The organism is Niastella sp. sgz303648 (genome assembly GCF_059587045.1).
This window is the reverse complement of record NZ_JCAPSW010000009.1, coordinates 220,958-243,735: the sequence shown is the minus strand read 5'-3', so window position 1 is coordinate 243,735 and position 22,778 is coordinate 220,958. Positions and strand designations below refer to the sequence as shown.

The window sequence follows — 22,778 nt, the reverse complement described above, 5'->3', positions numbered from 1 at the left end:
ATGAAAACCCAAACCATCAAACCCGTTCCTGCAACCAGGCATCACGATCATACATTACAAAAAAAGTCAGCTTCACCCACGAAATCATTACCTGCTGTTCCCGCTTTTCAACGAAAGCCATTAATAGAAGATGAACCCATACAGAAAAAAGAAAATAAAACAGGTTTGCCTGATAACCTCAAAACAGGTGTCGAAAACCTTTCCGGATTTTCGATGGATGATGTAAAAGTGCATTATAACAGCGGCCAGCCGGCACAACTGAATGCACTGGCCTATGCGCAGGGAACCGACATACACATAGCACCCGGACAGGAAAAACATCTGCCGCACGAAGCCTGGCATGTAGCACAACAGAAACAGGGACGGGTGAAAGCGACGATGCAGTTGAAAGGCGGCATTCCGGTTAATGACGATAAGGAATTAGAAACAGAGGCGGATATCATGGGAACAAAAGCCGGAACCGTGCAAAGACAAAAAAAGACTCTGCAACCAGGTGTAAATGCATATGTTGTTCAAAGAGTTTATAACGCCGTTACCGGGTTATATGATGGAAGACCAGATGCGCCTCCGGGTTTTTATCCCGGGCCACCGGGTACACAAAAAGCACATAAAATTCCATGGGATTCGATTAAGGAAACACTTAATGAGGCATTAACATTAAGCACAACAGATACTGTAAAGGCAAAAGCGCTGCTTAATAATTTAGTAGCGTTTTCGGGAAAAGCATTTGTATTTCCTGCTGATTTCGATACAGAACTCGCAAAACCACCGGCCAGCCGCAATGCGGGTTTTGCTACTGCAGTTAATAGCCTGGCCAAACAGGCATGCTGGACAGAATGGAATATAGGAAGAACACCCCTGCCTGAAGAAAGATTAGCTGCTGCCGGAGGTGATGATCCCGGAAACGATGGCTCAGATCTAAACTATACTTCAAGCGGACATACAACGCCGCGTAGCTTTGAAGCGGAAGATGTAGAAATAAAAGGTGGCATATCTGCTATAGACCCGGTAGTGCTAACCAATGCACTTAACAATCTTAAAGACAAAAGTGGTGCAACGGTAAATAAAAACACAGTTATTCCTCATAACCCCGCGAAATGGAACAATGTAGGAAACAGGACTGCAGCCAGTGGCAGAGTGTTTCCAACTTACGTAAATCAAAACAATCCTAAAAACTGGAATGGCCCATTTGCCGAAATTAAATACCCAAAGGAAAAAGAAACCATTACTTCAAACAGTTACTCCATTAGAATAAAAGTCAACGACAAAACCAATAATGTGCATGTAAAAATTCAGAAAGCCGGTACTGAAGGAAGCTGGGCGCAGGCACGTAATGACGGAGATAACTGGTGGTTCGACTGGCATAATATTGAGGCTGGTACTTACGAAATAATGGCAAAGGCATTTCATGCAGATGGGCGCGATTGGGTTTCACGAAAAATTACTATAACGAAAAATTAGATAGCCCGTTTAAGACGAATGTTACATGCTGCGTCTAACAAAATCCATATGCATACCCAAACAAAAGCTCCGGCTGATATAGCAAAAGCAACAAAAGATTTTACACAAAAAAAGAATACCTCATCTGCAGAGACATTACCTGCCGTTCCTGTTTTTCAATTGGCAGAAGAGCAGGAACCTGAAAAGGAAAAACAACCTACTGATGAGAAAAAAAATTCAATAAACGCAAAGGCCCCGGCAGGCAGCCTTATTGAAGAACAAAAAAACAGGAATGCTATTGCTGCTACTGTCGAAAATATGTTGTACCAGAGAAAGGCAATTACTGAAGAAGAGCACCCATTTCAATTAAAAGAAAAAGAACCAGAGGAACTGCAATTAAAGAAAAATGAAATAACCGAACCTTTTAAACCTTTACAGAAAAAAGGAAACAACACAGGCCTGCCCGACAACCTCAAAACAGGTATAGAAAATCTTTCCGGCTTTTCGATGGATGATGTAAAAGTGCATTACAATTCTGATAAGCCTACTCAGTTAAACGCCCATGCCTATGCACAGGGCACCAACATACACATAGCACCGGGACAGGAAAAGCATTTGCCCCATGAAGCATGGCATGTGGTGCAGCAGAAACAGGGACGGGTGAAGCCAACGATCCAGATGAAAGGCATTAAGGTTAATGATGATCAGGAGCTCGAAAAAGAAGCTGACATCATGGGAAATAAAGGATTAACAATTTCCTCAGGCATACAGGCAATTTCTGATAAAGGTCTGAATAATAAAAGCATCGATTCAGATCCAACATCTCAGCGGGTAATTACCCTGGAAGATGAGGAATACACAGACGAAAATGGCATAGCAGATCAAAAACGACTTATCTTTTTAATTCAAAGCCAATTTCCCCAATATGGATATAATGTTACAAAAAAATTATTAGTAGAAGTGGCAAAAGGAATTAAAGGACAGGGCTCCCTTGCTAATTCTACATTCGAGACCTTTGAGGATTTTGTTATACATATAGCCGAAACGGGGTTGACGTCACCCAAAATTACGGGAAGGAGTGTAACATACAGACCAAAAAATTTAGGTAAAAGGCCTCTCTTTATTTCGAAAATCAATCAATTGAGAAACCAATTAAAAACAGAAGCAAAGGAAAAAGGGGAAAATAAAAAGTTTGCTGCCCGACATGTGATCCCATCTCACCTGCTTGGATATGCAGCAGAAAATGTACAGGAAGAAGATTCAAAGCTTACTGAATGGGTTGATAAGTATGTTACAGAAGATGTAAAAGATTCAAAAGATTTTAGATATGCACTTGATGTAAGAAGAAAAATCTGGGTCATTCTACATAATAATCAAAAAAATTTATGGTATGGGGATTATACCGACAATACCGCTATTGGCTTTTTGTCGGGCACAATCGAACATTTATTTGATAAGCTCGCTGATGCTGAAAACGAAACAGAACGCGAGGAAATTATAAGTAATTTTAAATTAACAGACGGTACATCTGTCTTAGGAAAAAGAATGCAGGAAATAGAAGAAGCTATACAGGGCGCATTAAATGAAATCCTTGGTAACCAAAAGACGCTGGAAACTGAAATTAAAGACAACACAGATGAAATAGATGAAACTGCACTGGAAGGATTTAAGATCGATGATTCCCTTGACAATAGTTTCGAGGAGGATTTAAAACTTAACGTTGAATATGGAAAGGATGACCTGGAAGAAGATGTCAAAGCCAACGCTACATTGGCGATGAACGATATATACGCTCAGGTTGAAACTGATCCTGTTTTACCAGATACTGAATCATTTCAAGTAGCTCAGGAATTTATGTTAAAACTCCAAAATCCTACTTTAGATACGCTAAGTGAATTTATGGAACATGATTTTGGTGAAAATATAAAAACCGGGGAGAAAAAATAATAATAGGTGAGCTACACCGTCTTCCCCTCCTTCCCAAACTCCCGCCGTATCCCCTGCAACACATCTTTTAGTAAAATAATATTGTTGTTGCGTTTCAATGCGGCGAGCGATGCATAGCGCACCACGTTCATGATGGCGCCGCCGGTCATCTCGTATTTTTCGGCAATGGTTTGCCAGTTTAATTGTTCCCCGGGTTGAGCTGCTTCGGGAAATGCCTGTTGCCATAAATGCAATCTTTCGCGGGGGCCGGGCATGCGAAAATGGATCATGCTTTGAAAGCGTCTGCTGAAAGCATCATCAACGTTTGACCTGAAATTGGTGGCCAATATAACAACACCGGGAAAATCTTCAATGCGCTGCAACAGGTACGATACTTCCTGGTTGGCATAACGATCGTTCGAACTGCTGGTTTGCGTGCGCTTGCCAAACAGGGCATCGGCTTCATCGAAAAATAATATCCAGTTTTTATTTTCTGCCTGATCAAACACATTGGCCAGATTTTTTTCTGTTTCACCAATGTATTTCGACACCACCATCGAAAGGTCTATGCGGTATACATCCAACCCGGCCGATTTACCGAGCAACGACGCCGTTAATGTTTTACCGGTGCCGGGTGGTCCGTAAAAAAGCGTTCTGTATCCCGGTTTTATATTTTTACGCATACCCCAGTCATTCATGAGGGTATTGCCGTATTGCAGCCAGTCGCGTATATCTTCTATTTCTTCCAGCGTTTCATCGGCCAGTATCAGGTTGTTCCAGCTTAACCCGGTAGTGATGCGCTTTGCTGGAAAATTCATACTAAAATCCGGCTTGTGCGATTCGCCCCTTGTGAAATAGCTGAGGTATTCGTCTGTGATCACAATGTTGCCGCAGAGGTAAGGTTCTTCAGATACTGTGCGCGTTAGTTTCAATATATTGAACCGGGCAAATAAATGATCTTCACTGAAAATTTCAAGCAATTGAAACCGGGCGGCGAGATCGTTGGCAGCCAGAATAAAAGCAGCCGTTTCACCGGTAGGTATAAAACCGCCATGGTTGTGGCCTTTATGGCCGCCAAATTCAGTAAACCCTCTGTCGTAGTCGGCATTTTTTATAAAAAAAATATCCAGCAGGTGGGGCATAATATGCGGCGTTAGCGCAAGCAGCAATATGATGCGCTCGTGAACAGCAAGGTTGTAATATTGCAGCACTTTGGCGTACATCGATTCATCATTACTTAAATCAGGAGGCGCAATTTCATAAATGCTGTTATACGTGGTTTCACGCTGCCAGTACAGGCTCATGCGCGTGTCGATCACCTGCTTTAACCATTGCAGTTCGGCAGTTAATGTTGCCGCATTTGCTTTTGCTGCTTTTACATCCATTCTACAGTAATTGTTGCATCCATCCAGGACGATTTAATAAAACGAAAACCCCAGGGTATGGTATCGAGCAATATATCGTAACCGCGCTGTTCAACACGCAGGTTCCACCCTTCATCGCTGCGGGTAAGCATTCCCTGCCGTTTCAGAAAAGAATCCCTGAAGCCTTCTATTGTTGAGTTCTTTAATTTATCCCATCGCTGAAAAATCACCTGCAGCATTTGAATGCTCAAATCACGCTCATTATTGGTAATACTGAAGGCATGATCAACCGGTTCGTTCAGCGGTAAACCGCACAGTATTTTGTTGAGCGGCAGGGTATGTTCTGCGTGTTCCTCTTTGCCATCGGTAATAAAGGCCAGTAAATGAATGCCCCGCTGCTGTGCAGGAGCATCATTGAATTTGCCTTTTTCGAGTAAGTTTAGCCTGCTGAAATACGTTGACAGAAAGGGATGCAATAAAACCAGACCGGCATTATCAACATATACTTTTTCTACTTCTTTTTCTTTCAGAATCGGGTAATTTGTTTTTTGTATGTCTTGTTCAGTTAGTCGTTTTTGGTTCAACTCATTTTTTATCTGCATTAAAAGTACGGCATCACTACTGCTGCGTGTACCGCGCCCACGCGGTATGGCCTGTTTTTTTTCTTTGCCGAATGATCCGGTAGCAGTCAATTGCCTGCCAACGGCTTCAATACGCTGCTCCAGTTGCTGTTTCAGTTGCGGTATAATGAACCCTAATACGGAATTATTGATATTAACCTGCCTGACCAAATTGGCAAAAGACAAATAGAACTTCAGCATCAATACCCGGTTTTGTTGCTCACCATAATCAAAAAACGCTTTTATGAACGCCATCAGATTGGAGGCACTGGTATTCCCGGCAATGAAACCAGGCAGAAATTGCCGGTAGATAGTCAGAATTGCTTCTCTATCTTTAGAAAACAACTGAGTATGCCTGAGCAGCAACCTGAATTCTTTAATAAAGAAAGCAATTGATTTACCGGATGCCGGCTGTAATGTCCCAATGAGGTTATCAATAACTTCATCGCTTACAAATGGCGATGACAGCTGTAATAACCAGGTGCTGTATTCTTTTGTATTTAATATACGGATGAATACCTCATTGTTTTGTTCCATCAGAATAGTCATTGCTTCACTCAACCGGGATGTTCCTAAATGCTTTAATGATGCTTCCTGCTTCAGCAGAACAATCAGTTTTGCTTCAGCAACTGTTTTTATTAAATAGAATATGCTTCTTTCCTCCGGAGTTGCCGCCTCATTGAAAAGCAGGTACAACAGGTTGAATTGTTGGGAAGTTATTGCCAATGGCTGCAATAACTGTTTTATCTCTACAGCACCTTTTCGATATACGATCAGCATCAGTTCTTTCAGCATTGCAGGAAATTCATTATTGCTGATACCCATCTGCGCATCACTGATATTTTGGGCAGAGAACATTTTTTTCAAAAGGGCTGCGGCAGCCGATTCCACATTTCCTGCTGTCGAAGATGAAGCTGCATACCGTTGAACCACTTCAATGACATTTACCGATACGTTCATTTCAGAAGCAATCGCAGACAACACCCAATCGGGCAGGCTGTTTACAGATGCATCGCTAACAGACATTTTATTAAAATGCTCCCAGGTAGTATTTGCCAATTCCCGGCCATGCGACCCGATCAGTGACTTTAGTTTATCACGAAGCAGATCAGCAAGCGTTTTGGCTTCTTTATTTTGTTGCAGGGTAAGCAGTTGATACAGGTGCAATATATTTTCCGGTGCATCCGTAGCAGCCCTTTCTGCAAAAATCTTTATCTGCTCCGGTTTTTGCTGATACAACCAAAGCGCCAGTTGTATCAGCAGTTTATCTGAAAGCAAATGGAGCATACTGCTTTTTGCTACAACAACCTCATGCAATAATTTTTCCGCAGCCTGAATGATTGCTTCCGCGTCAATGGGTTTCCCTTTTAAAATAGTATGGCTGATATAAGCTATTATATCAATGGGCGCCTCTTGCCCCGCCCTGCCTGCAAAGCCCAACAGCTCATTTATCAGTGTCTGTGTTTCCTGCTTACTCCGTACAGCATCGTTTTTCGTGGCAAATATTTGCTGCAATTGTTCTGTGATATATTTCGCCAACTCATCATCGCTGTTGTGCAGGTTACGGACGACATCCAAAGTCGAAGTTTCTATGGCGGCATTATATAAAGCATTTTTTACGGTATGCAATGCTTCTTTTAATTCAGTTGCATAGCCTGCATTTTCTGTTAGTACGGTTCTGTTTAAACTGTTTATAATAAAGAACGGTTCGATATGTAATACGCCGGCGATCTGTTGCACAACATGCAGCATTAGCATTTGTATGGGAAATGCCTTGCCCACCGCACTGTACCCTTCGAGCAAGGCTAACAGCAATAACGTACGCACATCTTCTTCAGCCATCAACTTACAAACAGCGTTACGATGCAACAGTTGTAGCAATGCTTCATACACAGGAATGGCGCGGGTGGCGCCGGGCAGCTTTTTGAACAGATCGATCAACTGCGAAGCAGAAAACTCTGAAACCAAACGACGACGCATAGTTGCATCACTCAGCATAAAATGCATCAGTGAATGCGCTTTACCGGCATCCGCCGCCAACAATTCATCTACATATTGCAGGGCGCTCTTTTCATTACCCGCCCCCGCCCACCAGGGCAGAAACCCGTAATAAAAAAAGAACTTAAGCGCTTCAATACCGGTAGCAACATCCGGTCTACTTTCTTCCTGCAGCAGGCCATCCAAATGGGGTGCAATCAACAACGCTTCTTTTTCATCGTGTTTAAGCAATTCGGTCAAGCCTGCCACCAAAGGATCGTGCCGGCTGCTTTTGCTTTGCTGCTGAATGATTGCCTGTAACAATACCCTCGCCATCTTTTTATGATCAACCCTATAATAGCCCGATAGCGCCAGCAGGTGTTCTTTTATAAATGTTGTGAATTGAAAATTTCCTTTTCGCACCTGCCACAGGCTCAAAACAGCCGACTGGTACATAAACAGGTTGTTGTGCATAGCAGGTAGTATAGCTGCATTTTCGGTATGCAGCAACTGCAGCATTTCCCAATACCGGGTAACAGTGCCCGCATTGCCGGCAGCCAGCAGCCCGGTTAATTTTTTCAACAATGGTTCATCCAGTAATTCAAATAACCTTTTCTGCTGCTCTGCATGCTGCATTGCCTCATTTAATATTTTGTTGAATACAGAAAGTGATCTGTCAAATAGTTCATGTAGCCAGGCAACTGCGGTTCCTTTCGTGATAACAGCCGATTCAAACAAAAAGCTGCCATGTACCAGATAATGCTGAATTGATTTCAGTTTATGCATCAATATGGTTTCTTCATTGTCATCGTCTCCTGTCTGCGCCGGCTCTTCTATTCTGTTATCGTGATGCTGCCCGAAATGATCATTGTATACATATTCAATGATCAATCCAAGCTGGCCCGGTCTTTTCAGGGCCGGACTTACCCTTTGCACGGCCTCATAAAAAGCGATCAGTATTTGTTCATAGTCCACATTGAAAAACATGGCCATTTTGTAAACAGATGATCTTACAAATGACCGCTCTTCAAATATACTGCCCCGGTCGACCAGCAAATAATCGAGTACAAATAACCACAGGGCTTTTTCAAATTCCTTTGATTCGGCCTGCACAAACTGTTCTTCAACCTGCAGTTCCACCACTTCTTCGTGGTATTGAAAAATAAACGCTGCTTTATCGGGCTCAAGCAGCGTGATAACAGCTTGTATATATGATTTGGGAAACTGGTACGACAATCTTTTTCTTACTGTTTCATTTGTGCCGATGCTATATAACAGCTCTTTAAAATCATTCTTTTTATTTGTTAATAGCTCATCCGTTATTTTTAATAAATCGGCATATTTATCAGGCGAAGCCCACCAAGGCAGGGCGCCTGTTACTAAAAAAAACGATATTACTTCGAGGTGTCTGTCGGGCGAATCGGGTGTGGTTTCTTTTGCTGAAGCCTGCGCAACAGCAACCGGTATGTTTCCGGTGATTTCAAACAACGCTTTTTTAAATAAGTCTATAAATATATTTATGATCTCCTGTTCCAGGTTGTCAAAACTTACTGTACCCAGATCAACCGTCATGGTATCGATGCGGGCATTGAAATGGGCCGGAATTTCCTGGTCGATATACGATTCAAGCATGGGAAAAAGGTCATTATGAAATAACCGGCTGAAGCGGCTTTGGAGCATGGCATACTTTTCCCTTCGCTTACTGTGTATATCGAATACCTGTTGCTGAATTATATGATATGTGGCTCTCTCCATCATTCATCTTCGGCATTTGTTCTTACAATATATCTTTCATTGGCTATCAATTGCACCAATGCTGTATTCAACTGCTTTTTTAAAAAGACATCATTCCCTTTCAAACTTTCGACCCAGGAAAAATAAACGGCTTCCACATCGTTCATGCGCCGGATATTCAGCCATTGAAAATGAGGTCGTATATATACAGGACAACTGCCTGTAATGAAATTTTGTGCATAGGTTCTGAAGGTTGCATCCTGAAAACGGGCAGGCCACAATGGAAAAACAAAACTTATTTTGTTTGAAAAAAAATCCTGGTCTACATAAAAACCTGCCGATTGCTTTACCATACAACGAAATGATTTTTTTCCGGAAGCCTTTAGCCTGTCGAACACTTCCTGCAATAAAGCATCGTCTGCCGAAACGGTTGCATAGTATTTTAAATTACCGTTCTTATATTCAACCACCGCATCCCAATCAGCAAATAATTGCCTCAGCTCGTACAGCGAAGGATGTGGATCGCTTTGTGCAATCCTTCGCAGCAGGTCATTCATCTGCTGCCGGCTTTCATCAAAACCAGTCAATTCTGTTTGCCACAAAATCTTTTTACCGGTATCATCAACCAGCACCTGTTTATAAACAGGGTCGTTAAAAGCAGGCCGCAGCAGAATATGTTCTATCATATGAAAACCTTCCGAAGCAATGCTTACTCTTTTGAAATGCTGAACCAGCTCCGACAACAGGCTTTCGGCCCCTGCATAGTGCGCATGTCGGCTGATGATCCTCCACACATCCTGATTTCCATTCGTGCGCATGGCAACAACTACCCTTGTAGAGTCTACCGGATCAGGCAACAGTTTATAGTTCTTTTTATCTGTACCGATAGCAAAAATCGAAATGGTTTGATTATAAAATAAAGAGCTGCTCATTATTGCATCTTCATTCAACAATTCGCCTTCGCCGGTTAACCCATGGTGCAAATGATCGTCGGTCAATTCATATGTATTCGTATCCCGGGGATTAAATGTCACCCGGTACATAACCGGTTCATTGGTCCCTTCTTCCCTTGCCGGCATTCTTGCCTGTGGAACAATGCGAAAATTCTCGTTGTCAAAACCTGCTGTAAACGATTTGTCATAAGGCCCGGCTATATACAAAAAGCTATACATGTTCTTTTTAAACCCTGCGTTGGCGGGTATTGTATTATCACTTTCTGTATAATCAAAAGCCCTGAACTTATAATAACTTATTTCCTGAATGTTGATGAGCAACGACGATTTCCATCGAAGTTTTACATCTGTTCTGCCGGTCAGCTCCTTTCCATAACATGTTTCATATTTCGAAACAGGCAAATCCCCGGGGCACAGGTTGAATCTTGCCAGCAAATGATCAAATACCTGGTTCTTTTTTTTTACATATACCTCATCGGTTTCAACAAAATTTCGCAGCATTTCCATGTAGGTATTATTGGCGCCATCAGCTGCATTTGCAGTAACCGATTGTATAATATCATCTGCATCCGGCAAATCGAATGGCGGCTGAACGTACATAGTGGACCGTGCTTCTTCCGACTGCAAATCGGCTGAAAAAAAATTACTGATATTTCCCAACTGGGCCAGGTAATTCAATAAGGTTTGCTCAAACAGCATCAGGTAACCCTTTAATTGTTTTACGGCTGCTTTTCTTTCTGCACCGGCATTATCGGGCAATCCGTTTTTTCGTAAGCCGTATGCCACCGGAAAGTACTCCTGTATAGATTGGTATTTTGTGAGGTTGCGCCATCGTCCCTGCAGAGGCGAAGTAGCTTCGTTGCGGTAAACCGAAGTAATAAAATCTTTTTGGGCTACCTGTTTTGTGCGGTAGTAACGATTTTTAAACAGGTTTTCACGAAGCTCCACCTGGTTGTTGTTTTTATACAGACTTATATTTCCCGGTTTATACAACAGGTATGCATAATTGCCTTCCTGAATATGATAATGATTAGTACCTGGCGGATTATTACCAACTCTGACCTGAAAATTTTTGATATTCACTACGCCCGGAACCGATAAAATAGTTTTTATGAACGCAACGGGATCTATGATTACTGTCAGGTGCCTTAATTCATCATCGGTTATTATGCCTTTTTCAAGCCGGGGCCCGCGATATATATCTTCGGCAGATAATCCTTTATTTTTTAAATCCTTTTCGGTTGTATATTTGATTGTATGCGTGAGCATTTCTTCGACGCTTATATAAATCTGCGCCAGCACTTCTTCTGCAACCGCATTGCTTTCAATAATAACACCTGCCAGCATTTCAACCGGTTCGGGTTTAAGCGCTGTTATTTCTCCAAAATCTTCGCACAGGTTTCTTGTTGCAATGAGCTTTTTAATGACAGTATCTTTTATTTCATCTATAGTGGCCAAGCCATCTCTGGCCCCCCCCCATTCATCTAACAGGCTGATTTCGGGATTATAATCTTTATGTATGCGAACGGTCGTTTTGTATGCACCTGCAAAACTGCTGTTTATCGGCTCAATAAAGATATTGGCAATTTCAGGTACTGCATCTATTATATACTTGCGTTTATCATTCAACGAAACGGCATTGCTGCTTAACATTTCCCGCGCTGAATAAAACGAGTTTTTGAAGGCTTCCACTTCGCCATTCTCTGCCGCCAGTATATCCTGAATAGAAAAGTCGGTGCGATATGCCAGATCGGTAAAGGCAAAACACAAATGCTCCAGGATGGTTACACCGGGATCGTGCAAATTATAATCCGTCCAGATGTTTCCCGAAAGCCGTTGTAATAATTCAATACCATGCTGCCTGAGAAATTCAAAATTGAAAATCAGCTCATCATCTTCCGTATTTTCACCGTTAGTCAACCTTGTTTTGTTTTAGTACTATAAGAAACTGTTCTTTTAGTCCCGCTTCGCGGGACGTTTTTTAAAGCTAAGAGGGTGTAGGAGTAAAAAGAGAAAAAAGAGATATTTTTAAAATTCTATGTTTATACAAGTAGTCGACAATTCTAAACTATATAATAATCTCCTTTTTCTCCTTTTCTCTTTTGTGCTCTTAGCGCTACTGCATTCAGGGCGCTGGCGCCTGTTACTAATAATAATATTCATCAGGTAAAAAAGTGGCATCGTCCCAAAGTTTTGTTATATGATAATAAATGTATACGCCATCGCCATAATTACTATTCGACCGTAACAACAGCGAATAGTCGTGTAATCTCCCACCCCATTTTACGCTCAGTTTGTTCCAGAAAAAACCGTAATGGGCACAAACTTTTTTTACTTTATTTTTTGCCTTGCCGCCAAATGCACTTACTGCAATGGCATGCATCATGGCAAATTTGCCGCTGTGTTTAATACCTGTTCGGGCAACTATTTCAAAGGCCTGGCAGTTATCGAGCGATTTTACTACAGGGTGCCATTTTCCATTAGCAGGCACCTTGTCGGTAGCATAGGTACCGGCCCGGGCATACATGCCTGTAAAGCCATTGTTTATTTGCAGTTTGTATTTTTCACCGGCCGTTGTTCCAATACCCATACTGCCGTTTGTATGAAAGAAAAAACTTTTATCATTTGTTGCGGCTTCGTGGTTTTCGACAAACGGGGTTATCCGCAACGCTTCTTCGTTTTCAACCGATCTTTCAAAAATCATAAAAGGTTCCGCCTCCTCTGTTCCGCGAAAAAAACTGATGAACTTTTTTGAGCCGCCCGTTGATGAAACAACAAGGCCATTGGCATCGTCTTTTACAAAACCATCATCTAGCTTGTTAATACCTGAATCGATCAGCTGCGCAAAATCTTTTTCTGAAGGAAGTCTTCCGTTGCGAAAGAATCTTTTCAGTTCTTCACGGCTCAGGTTTTTTAATAGGGGGTTCATTTTTTTCTAATTAATGTGATCTACTACTATATTAAACCGGTATTCATTGTCATCGATAATTTGCCAGCTATCATCTTCCTGCGTCATAGCCTCATCTTTATAAAAAACCGAAAATTCATTTCCAAACTCAAGCCCCGAAAGGCCCGTAGGCGCCGGCGCCTGCATTTCGGTATCTTCAATTACTTCAATATTGTGGTTATTGGCCGGCACCAATATGGCGTAAGGAAGCGAGGCGCTTATACTAATGTCATCAGCCGTTTGATTACCGCTGTTATTCTGAAGCCATATGGCCGTATCGTTTATTATTGCCAGATTTTCGCCCGAAGTATTTCTTTCCTGGTAAAAATGCAACAACGAAAACGAGGTAACATACGAAACATAGGGCCTACTTTCGATGAAATGCAATAAATGTCCCTGTAATATTTTTTGCCCGATAATTATATCACGGGTTTGATCAGACAACCATGGACACAAATACTCTTTAATATCAAGGTTAAGCCGGGCAAGCAACTGCGTACGATTGTTTTCAGCGCTTTCATGCAACTTTATTTTACAGCATACTTTTACTTTTTCATAAACCGGGTTCAATGCAAGGGGTTTTATAAAATCAGGCAATTTGCTTTGTACAAATGCCTGTACTTCGCTGAGCTTCGACAAACCTATTTTCGGTTCATCGGGATTGACTGTGTCCTCGTTTTTATAAGGGAATACCAATACCAGTAATCCGGCTTCGCCATACCCGTTGTGCGTGTTAACCGGTAGCATACATTTCACAAACAAAATTTCAGGAAAAGCATTTAATACAGCTTTTGCCATTTCATTGGCGGTTAACGCGTTGTTCTTATGCCACAGCATTTCGCTTACGCGGATATAATATTGTTGCTGCGATTCGGGTGGTATGCCTCCGAAGGAAGGAAACAACTGCCATATTTTTTTTATACCCGGTAACTGTTCGGCAAACCTGTTTATTGATAAAGGGAACACGATCATGTCTCCGGTTGTACTATTTGCAGCTTCAGGTACACGCTCAGCCATAAAAGCCTGGGTAAACATTCCCTTTACACGGCATTGCAATGCTGCGTTGGCAGAAGCCCTGAGCCATCGCATATCGGGATCTATACCAGTTTCTTTAGCTGTTAAAAAAGGCAGTTTGAATTGTATGATGCCGGAATTCATTAAACCGTTGGTACTGTCGTAAATGATATGATTATGATTTAACAATACCCATCCTGATCCCTGTAAAACGTACCAGTGTACCGGAATGGGTTCCGATGCGATGTTTGAAAAATCAACCTGAAACAATTCGATAAAAATGCTCAGTTCCTGTCCGTTCTTGCAATTTTCAACGCCAATATACAGGTTAGCATTATGATCAAAATCGGGTAACAGGGTAACCGGTTGCTCCGCCTGGGCCGGAAAGATCAAAGCAGTGTCGAATGGATAGATGTGAAAAAAATGGGGCGATGCGGTGGTAAACCAGATTGTTTGTTCCTGTATAAAATCAGCAGTAAGGCGATTTACCAGCGGTGTATAAGGCGTATTGGGTAATGGTTGTTTAACGGCAGATTTTTTGGCATTGTTGATTAAAACTTCAGGTAAAATTTTTAAATATTCCTTATGTCCGAATGCCGCTGCCGGTTCGGCCAGTTCAATTCTTATACCTGTTTGTTCATAGCCGGGTTCTTCTGCTGTCAGTTCCGTGGCCATAAAATCATTGGAGAATGCCAATCTGCCTGTATCGATCCTGCCAATGCTAAATTTTGAAACCGGGCTCACGGCTGCATTTCCCTGTGCATTGCGATAATCATAAAATAACTGCTGCGCCAGCTTTACTGTTTTTTTGGGATCGTTGCTGTTGTATATATCTGCGATGAAAGATTGCGTTTTAAAATTGGTGTTGTAGGCTTCATAATAGCGTTCAAACCCTCCAGGTTGTTCGGGCAGGTCGAGCCAGTGCACATCAACATTAATGGCCTTTAAATATTTATTGAACACATTGTTGTTCCTGATATCAAACCAGGAGCCGGTTACCGGCTGTGCACCAAAAGCCTGAAAAGGAGCGGCCGTGCTTAGCAAACCTATATTATTGCGCAGGTTAAATAATCCAAACTCACTAACAGCTACCTGTATAGTAATTTTTTCGGGAACTAATTTTCTGAGATATGAATATGGATTGTGAAAACTGTTGTTGTTGATGATACAACGCAGCACCGGCCACGCCGTTTCAATAGCATACCCATGTATTTTTTGCTGATAATTGTCAACAGGCTTTTGCCCTTCATCAATACAAAAATTAATCGACAGGTATCCCCTGCCGCCGGCATCGCTATTCAACTTTATTATAAGATCATTTACCGTTTCCCAGCCTTTTGCTGCCGTATAGTTGATGATAAATGCATCTTTCAGCAAATCGTGTGTTTCTACCTGAATGGTCCTGTTTGAAACTTCGGCAAAATTTTCAATATACTGCTGCAGCTGGTAGTAGGATGGGTTGTCGAAATACAGGCTTATTGAAAATTCGCGGCGCCCTTGTCGCTGGTACAATACCGGCGCAGCGATCATAAAACCGATATCGGTATCATGCATGGTGCGTTCATTATCCGATAACGGGTGCTGGTCCTCACCCAACACAGGCCAGGAAGCCGCGGGCAATACTTCTTCAACAAAAGCAGCAGGCTGTTTGTAATTATAAGCAGCCTTATATACCTGTGCTTCATAAATATTTTGATGAGCGGGGTCGTTGCTTTCAATTTGCAAAAAATCACTTACGTATAAGGTTCTGATTTCTTTTATCGATGCATCGGTCAATTCCTGATCGTGACTAACCTGGTATGCATATTTCTTTTGCGTTTGCGGGTCTGTCGCTTCCAGCAACATGCCCTGCTTTACGGGTACAGGCGGGGAACCGAGAATTACTTCAGCAACTATATGCACTTTGTCGGGAACAGCAGGCCGGTATTTTATATCAAGGATGGTGTTGTAAAAATAATCGAGGTGTTTTACCGGAATCGTATTCAGTTTTACCAGCAGGTGACTAAACAAATGACTGAACACTCTAAAAAGGGCTATATGCGGTTCAACATCGCCATCTGAACTGAAATCATTGGTAAGATAGTAACCGGCCATCCCCTGCAGATTGTTGTACAACTTATAGGCGCTGTGAAATACCCTGGTGATAGCAGGCAGCACGTCTTCAATTTGCCATCTTATATTTTCATCGTGTGCCGTTTCGCCCCCCTCGTTGTTGTACCGTAGCCTGATTTCGTTTGCCTGTTGTTTTAATTCATTTAACCGGTTACGCAGGTTTTGAAAATCTACAGCCGAACCATTTATCTGCGACAGGAATACTTCATCTGAGTGTGGAATATTTTTCAGTTGCTGCCGCAGATTGAAAAATGCATCAAGGAACGCTTCGGAGAAAGACAGCAGATCATGTAACTGGTTGAAAAGCTGTTCAGCGTTTTCCTTTGCTGTAAAACCAGTCAATATTTTGTGATACACCGCCTCATATACCTTAAAATCGATGCACATGACATAATTCACCAGCATGGAGAAATCCCTTAACAAAAAGCCCAGCCAGTCGCCATCTTTTTTATTTTGAAAATCATAAAAATTATAAAGTGCCGAAATATCTGTAATAAATTTCAGCATATCGTGTTCTGCCCTGTCGTCAATTTTAAGGGATTGCGGCAGCAGTTCTTTGATCAATCGCTGATGCTGGCTTATCGACCTGTTCATGACTGGTTCCCGGTTTAGTTGTTTGGGGGTCTTTACATACCTACTCTACACTAACATTAGTGCCTTCATCAAAATAAAAAGGATACACAATATTATGCCTCGTGTTGGTTGTTATGATCGTATAGCTAACCTTTACATGCACTATGCCATCCAGCTCTTTTCGGTGCAACACTTCGGTATCAATATCTTTTATACGGGGTTCGAAATTCAGCAACGCCTGGTAAATCATCCGGTGCATTTCATTTACAAACGACAGATCGGATTTTTCAAAAACAAGCCTGTGCAACGAACAACCAAAATCCGGGTGCATAATTCGTTCGCCGGGAATAGTGGCCAGTATAATGGCAATGCTTTCTTCAATATCCTTTTCGGCACCAACCATTTCAATTTTATTGGTAATCCGGTTGAACCGTGGCGGAAAGCTCCAGCCAACGCCCAAAAATTTTTCAGACTGTTTCATTATTTATCCTCCTATTAACACGGTGGCACAGCCTGCCACTATTGTTCCGCCATGTGCCGTTGTATCGCCAAAACGGGCGGCCGGCCTACCATTGATGAATACGGTTGCCGATCCTTTCACCACACTGTCGGGCACGCCTACGCAGGTAATGGTATCACCCACTACCGATGCAGGCATTTTTGCGATCAATACAGTGGCCACCCCCGGACCAATAATTGGCCCGCCTACATGTGGTACAGGCGGTACGCCCGGCGTACTCAACGGGCATGTATGCATATCTGTTATTCTTGCCGCGGGCATTCCCATAAATAATATTTTAATTGATCATAACCATGGCGCCTTTTACAGTAGTTTGTACCGATGCCGACAACTCGGCGTTTACATTACCCTTTGCTTCAAAATTCATTTGCGCCTGGTTGCTGATATTCAAACCTGCCGTTTTTACATCCTGCTGCGACTTAATACTAATAGCACCTGTGGCCTCGATGTTACAGGCGCCGGTTGCTTTTATATTGATATCAGAAGCGCTTTTCAGCGTAATGCCATTCGAATCGAGGGTAACCGTATTGCTGTTCTGATCTTTCAGCGTAATTGATTTTCCATCATCGCTTAATTCAATACTGTTTTTACCCGGTGTAGTTACGGTAATCACCTTTTTTTCTTCGTCGAAATTTATTTTCAGCTTTTCTCTCGTTACAATGGATTTGGTATTGTTCTTTTCATCCGAAACAGTAACAGCCGCTTTTTTTACACTGCTGTACAAGGCGCCCAGCATTACGGGGTACCGGGGATCGTTTTCCAAAAAACCGATCACTACTTCATCGCCTACTTCGGGCATAAAAAACGCGCCTGCACCTGACGTAGCGTAAAAATTCGACACACGCACCCATATGCCGTCTGCATCGGTAGCGCCTGATGGAATTTTCACCTGTATGCGTGATTGGTTTTGCGGATCGCCGGATAATTTTTTTACCGTACCCACCTGTAAACCCTGTATCGCCGGCAACTGGCCAATGGCAGGCAAATACGAAAAATCGGCTTTGGCCGAAATGGGTTTATTTTCCAACCCAAATTTCACGGTGGTGCGCCACCGTCCTTTTTCAAGCGTATGGGTAACACCGGCCACAAACGCATTGCCGTTAAACTTTTGTCCAACGCCCTGCAGTGTTATGATGTCGCCGGTTTTTACCGAGGCATTGCCAATAAAAACAACATGGCCTTTAAAAGCGCTTAGCCGCATGCGTAACAAAGCCGCATCGGCCCATTGTTGTAAACTGCCATCATCGAGCGGAATGTTTGCTGTAATGCTCATTTTCTCCTGTTGCAATTTGCCCGACAAGGTTTTGGCGCTTACATTGCCCTGCGCATTCACAGCAGGCTCCTTGGCCGTTTTTACACTGAGCGCCTGCTGCTGAATGTTCCAGCCGCTTATATCGAGCCCCGGTGGTTGTTTTTCGGCATTTAATTCGGCACTGAACGAAATGATCGATTCACCAATGGCAATACGCAAAACAGGTTCACCGGTAAAAACCGGTTTACCGATCTTCATTTTATCGCCATCCATTGTTATGATAAAGCCATTCACTTCGGCACGGGCCAATACAAAATCCCAGTCTGTTCCCAACTTCTGAAACATGGCTTCCAGCTGTGCGCTTGTACTATCGACCGTGCAACTCAATCCATATTTGCTGCAAATGCTTTGTATCAGGTCGCTGTCGGTTTTCGATGTAAACAAGGCTTCTTTTTGATTGAAGGTCATGCTTACCGCAGCATGTTTGCAAAGCAGTTTTAAATTGATCGTAGAAGATGCATTGACCTCAATACCATGCTTAACGATTACGCCGGTAAATATGGGAACCTTTGTATTATCGCCATAGGCAACTGATATTACAATATTGTTGCCGGGCAAAAAATCGTTCCCATCTGTTATAGGAAGTTTGTCAGAGGTAACACTATCGCCCACCAGCACTATTTCGGCATAGGAAATCCGGTTTACTTCGTGAAACACGTTTATAGCAGTAACCGCATTGGTATCTTTAATGGGTGCGCCGTTCACTGTAATGCTAAAACTGATGCTTAGCTGCTTTACCCCAGCAACAGGAGAAGGAGCCGGCATAATTGTTCTCAGGTTTTAATAGGTGGAAAAAATATTTTATCGCCTGGTTTTATATCCATGAAGCTATTCAGGTTATTGGCCTCAGCTACCATTACATACATTGAACTGTCGCCATAGATCTGGTAAGCCATCAACGGAAGCGTATCGCCTGCTTTTACAATTCTTTCATGTGTAACATCAGGACTGCTTTTACCCGCTTCTTTTGCAATGGTGGCCAGATCGGTACTTTCGATCACTGTAAGATCGATAAATGCCCTCAACGCCGTTCCATCGGGTTTGAATAGCTTATAATCTACTTTCACGGAAGTGCACACACCAATAACCGTTAAACTGCCCCAGGTTATTTTTAAGTAAGCCGGGCGGTGCATAGTGCCCTGGTAATTATAAACAACATCACTGAACTTTTTTATATAATCATCCACACTATTGGCACCAGGAATTGGAATTACTCCTGTGCCATCTACCACCAGTCGCTTTAACGCAAACGTGGTTACCCCCATGCCCGCAAAAAAACTGGCATTGCCTGCATCGCCGATTATTTCGGGATTATCGTAGTTAACTTTATAATCTCTTGAATAACTATCAGGATTAACTACGGCTGTAATTTGTTTAAGCAGGGAACCCGCATCACATTCAGGCTTTGAAAAAGATTCGATCTTTAATTTAACCAGGTTGGGCATATCAGCGCTGTAAATGGTTCTCGAGTAGTTGCAACAATTTGTCCATACATTCTTTGATGATGATCTTCTTCAGTTCGGCCATATCCTGCCCTTCGGCATTATCGCCTGCTGCATTTTCCTCTATATTTACCCGTATTACCAGTTCTTTTATTTCAAGCGGCATACCTGTTGTTTTGCATGAGCCGTTTATTTGGTCCTTGTGAAATAATCGTAACTCAGTTCCATTGTTTCAATCAGCACGGCATCCTGCCTGGCATTGAAATCACCCACCTTCAGCGCAACCGGAAATACTTTTTTAAAATTCCATGAAGCCAGTATCTCGGCATTTTCATCGAGCAGCATAATATCGGCTTCCTTTGGCGTAAACGTAAAATTGGTGAGGGTATCCTGCACCCATTTTAAAAGGCCCTGACTGCTGTCGTACAAAAACATGCCTCGTTTTAGCACGAGGTTTTCATATGCCGGGTGCGATGGCAATTTATGCACCAGCTGGTTCTCCCCGCCTTCTTTTATCTGCTCAAGGCCCAGCTTTACGCTGATGCCGCTGACTTCCTGAAAATTACATTCATAAGCATTGCCAGAAAAACCACTGATAGCCACTTTGAAATAAAAGCCCAGCAAGGGATAATCATAAAAGTATTCCTTGGGTCGCATTATTTACCTGCAAGCGTTAAGCCTTCATGTACAATTTCAATGGATTCTACCGCAGCTTCGTTGGCATCTGCCTTCATATCGGTAATCGTGATCTTACTGGGAAATGCATTGGTTAAATTCCAGCTCATGGCTACGCCATTGGCCTCATCGAGCAAGCTAATAACGATGGTAGATCTTTTATAGGTGTTCATCTTTACAGTGGTAAACTGTTTCCACAAAGCATTGTCGCCTTTGAACATACCTTTCTTCAGCGTTATGTTACCAAACTTTTGAAGGCCGGGCATTTTTACAGGAGCAAATGCTTTGCTGTTGCCACCGCGGTATTCAATTACCTGTGTTTCGATATTTAAACCGGTTACTTCCTGAAATACGAGCTCTGTGCTGTCCCATTTTACCTGAAACTGAAAACGTACGAGCGGCCACGTGGCCTGCGATTGTACTGAACCGTCATCTGCCATAAAAATTATTTTTTAGGGTTAATGTATTTGTTTGGGGTTTAAAAATGTATTGGTGATGTTATCAGGATTGCTGTTGTTGTTGCTGGAAGGTGATAACGATAAACTCAGCCGGCCTTACAATAGCTAATTTTACAGTGATCCTCATTATACCGTCGAGAATATCAACAGGCGTCATTGTTGATCCGAGGCCAATTTGTACTTCAAAGGCCTGTTCAGCGGCTGCGCCTGCCAGAGCCCCCTGCTTCCATAAATTAGTCAAAAAATTGGTGATCATACTGCTTATGGTGATCCAGGTTGAGTTATCGTTTGGCTCAAATACATAGGAGCGAACAGCCAGTTTAATCGATTGCTCAATCATAATAATTGTTCGCCTTACGTTTACGTAACGCCAGTCCTGACTATTGCCGTCGAGCGTTCTTGCGCCCCAGATCAGGGAACCGATACCGGGGAAGGGTCGTATTACATTAATTGATTTACCAGCCATTACATCGACGTTCAGTTTTTCCTGTTCCTGGTTTGAAATATTCACCGATGGCGCGGTAACCATGTTCACCGAAACATTGGCCGGAGATTTCCATACACCTCTTGAACTGTCGACAAAAGAGTAGATACCGGCAATAGCGCCTGCAGGCGGCAGCTCATTTAATTTTTCGGCCAGTTCCTGCAATATGTAAGCATAAGTTGGACTGGCTGCTTTGAGCGACTGATGTAAATGCAGCGCATCGTTATTATCTAATTTTTTTTCATCGTCGGTAAGCGTTGCACCGGCAATAGCCGTATCCAGTGCCTGTCCCTGCAATGGAGGGTTCTGTGTTGCGTTCACCTTCTTCTCTTTCAGCTTTCTGATCATTTTATTGATGATATCTGCAACGGCAGATTCGGGCAGCAGGGCGGCCATAGCAGTGGCATCCAATACATCGATATCGATATTCTGAAAAGTGACCTCCGAAGGCTGCACAATGGTAGTTTTTAACCAGGGATAATAAGCAGCTCCGTAATTAAGATTGTTGATGCCGATCTGGTCCCTGAACTCTTCAACAATCTCACTGGTAGTGTCGGTTGGTGTTTGCTGCACGAGGTCAAAAATGCCGAAGCGGCTTTGCATTTCACCACAATGTTTAAGCACCTGTGTATACACGCTCACATAACAAGCTGCACCCAACGCAATCATATCGGGTATTACCACCAGCGTAGGCTCGTATTCTTTTTTAAGCACTTCAAAAACAGATGGCTTTGAATCGTTGCCAATAATATCTTCGGCCTTGATCTGAAGTCCATCTTTACTTTCGCCATACGTACCAACAGAAAGAATATAACAATTACCACCGCCATTGGCAAAGAACAACCTGATGCTGTTATAGAAATAGGCAATGTTATCGGCTTTCAGGTCCAGTATTTTATCCTGACCATTGATCTTTAGTTTTACAGCTGCTTTGGAAGGAGCTGCGCCCTGTGCGGGTTGAGCAGGATCTGCAGGTTGCTGTCCTGATGCCGGCGCTGCAGCAATTGAAAAAACCGGTTTGAATGCGCCTCCGAAATACAGCGCATATTCGGCAAATGAAGTGATGCGGGTTGGTATGCCTGTTAAGGATTTTCCATTTCGTTCAGCTTTTTGTGTGTAGCCAATAAAAACGGGCACCGCTGTTTCAACAGCAACCACGGAGCCCGGAAACGCATTTTTTTCCTCTATGTACACTCCCGGCGTCATTAATGTAGTAGCCATAAGTTC

Annotated in this window: 15 protein-coding genes; 2 read left to right on the top strand and 13 right to left on the bottom strand. The window is 42.7% G+C overall.

The features are described from left to right. Entirely contained in the window at positions 1-1,461 is a 1,461-nt protein-coding gene (locus tag AC59IL_RS25420; protein WP_496555026.1) for an eCIS core domain-containing protein, read from the top strand. A 48-nt stretch (positions 1,462-1,509) separates the two neighbouring features. Further along, a complete protein-coding gene (locus tag AC59IL_RS25415; RefSeq protein ID WP_496555025.1) occupies positions 1,510-3,387 on the top strand; it encodes an eCIS core domain-containing protein in 1,878 nt (625 codons plus the stop codon). 11 nt (positions 3,388-3,398) lie between these two features. On the opposite strand, the gene AC59IL_RS25410 is transcribed toward AC59IL_RS25415, so the two are convergent. The 13 genes from AC59IL_RS25410 to AC59IL_RS25350 form a co-directional block, all read right to left on the bottom strand. Beyond that, entirely contained in the window at positions 3,399-4,751 is a 1,353-nt protein-coding gene (locus tag AC59IL_RS25410; protein WP_496555024.1) for an ATP-binding protein, read from the bottom strand. Continuing rightward, positions 4,742-9,085 carry a contractile injection system tape measure protein gene (locus AC59IL_RS25405; protein WP_496555023.1) on the bottom strand — a complete coding sequence of 1,448 codons (4,344 nt, stop codon included), beginning with the start codon at positions 9,083-9,085 and terminating at the stop codon, positions 4,742-4,744. The genes AC59IL_RS25410 and AC59IL_RS25405 overlap by 10 nt, the downstream gene beginning before the upstream one ends. Further along, positions 9,082-11,934, bottom strand: coding sequence for a baseplate wedge protein (locus AC59IL_RS25400; protein WP_496555022.1), 2,853 nt, complete (start codon positions 11,932-11,934; stop codon positions 9,082-9,084). The genes AC59IL_RS25405 and AC59IL_RS25400 overlap by 4 nt, the downstream gene beginning before the upstream one ends. A gap of 226 nt (positions 11,935-12,160) precedes the next feature. Further along, entirely contained in the window at positions 12,161-12,943 is a 783-nt protein-coding gene (locus tag AC59IL_RS25395; RefSeq protein ID WP_496555021.1) for a hypothetical protein, read from the bottom strand. Between the two features lie 6 nt (positions 12,944-12,949). Further along, positions 12,950-16,681: a baseplate J/gp47 family protein gene (locus AC59IL_RS25390; RefSeq protein ID WP_496555020.1), complete on the bottom strand. Its 3,732-nt coding sequence runs from the start codon at positions 16,679-16,681 to the stop codon at positions 12,950-12,952. Positions 16,682-16,721: 40 nt separating this feature from the next. Then, the gene (locus AC59IL_RS25385; protein WP_496555019.1) at positions 16,722-17,141 is read right to left on the bottom strand and encodes a GPW/gp25 family protein; all 420 of its coding nucleotides are present in this window, start codon (positions 17,139-17,141) and stop codon (positions 16,722-16,724) included. 3 nt (positions 17,142-17,144) lie between these two features. Next, positions 17,145-17,447, bottom strand: coding sequence for a PAAR domain-containing protein (locus AC59IL_RS25380; RefSeq protein ID WP_496555018.1), 303 nt, complete (start codon positions 17,445-17,447; stop codon positions 17,145-17,147). A 10-nt stretch (positions 17,448-17,457) separates the two neighbouring features. Beyond that, positions 17,458-19,257: a type VI secretion system tip protein VgrG gene (vgrG, locus tag AC59IL_RS25375; RefSeq protein ID WP_496555017.1), complete on the bottom strand. Its 1,800-nt coding sequence runs from the start codon at positions 19,255-19,257 to the stop codon at positions 17,458-17,460. Positions 19,258-19,265: 8 nt separating this feature from the next. Then, on the bottom strand, positions 19,266-19,937 hold the full coding sequence (locus AC59IL_RS25370) for a CIS tube protein (protein ID WP_496555016.1): 672 nt from the start codon (positions 19,935-19,937) through the stop codon (positions 19,266-19,268). A 1-nt stretch (position 19,938) separates the two neighbouring features. Then, positions 19,939-20,100 (bottom strand): DUF5908 family protein, encoded by a 162-nt coding sequence (locus tag AC59IL_RS25365; RefSeq protein ID WP_496555015.1) that lies wholly within the window; start codon positions 20,098-20,100, stop codon positions 19,939-19,941. Positions 20,101-20,123: 23 nt separating this feature from the next. Beyond that, a complete protein-coding gene (locus AC59IL_RS25360) occupies positions 20,124-20,591 on the bottom strand; it encodes a phage tail protein (protein WP_496555014.1) in 468 nt (155 codons plus the stop codon). Then, entirely contained in the window at positions 20,591-21,049 is a 459-nt protein-coding gene (locus tag AC59IL_RS25355) for a phage tail protein (protein WP_496555013.1), read from the bottom strand. The genes AC59IL_RS25360 and AC59IL_RS25355 overlap by 1 nt, the downstream gene beginning before the upstream one ends. Positions 21,050-21,110: 61 nt before the next feature. Further along, entirely contained in the window at positions 21,111-22,772 is a 1,662-nt protein-coding gene (locus tag AC59IL_RS25350; protein ID WP_496555012.1) for a phage tail sheath family protein, read from the bottom strand. Positions 22,773-22,778 lie beyond the last annotated feature (6 nt).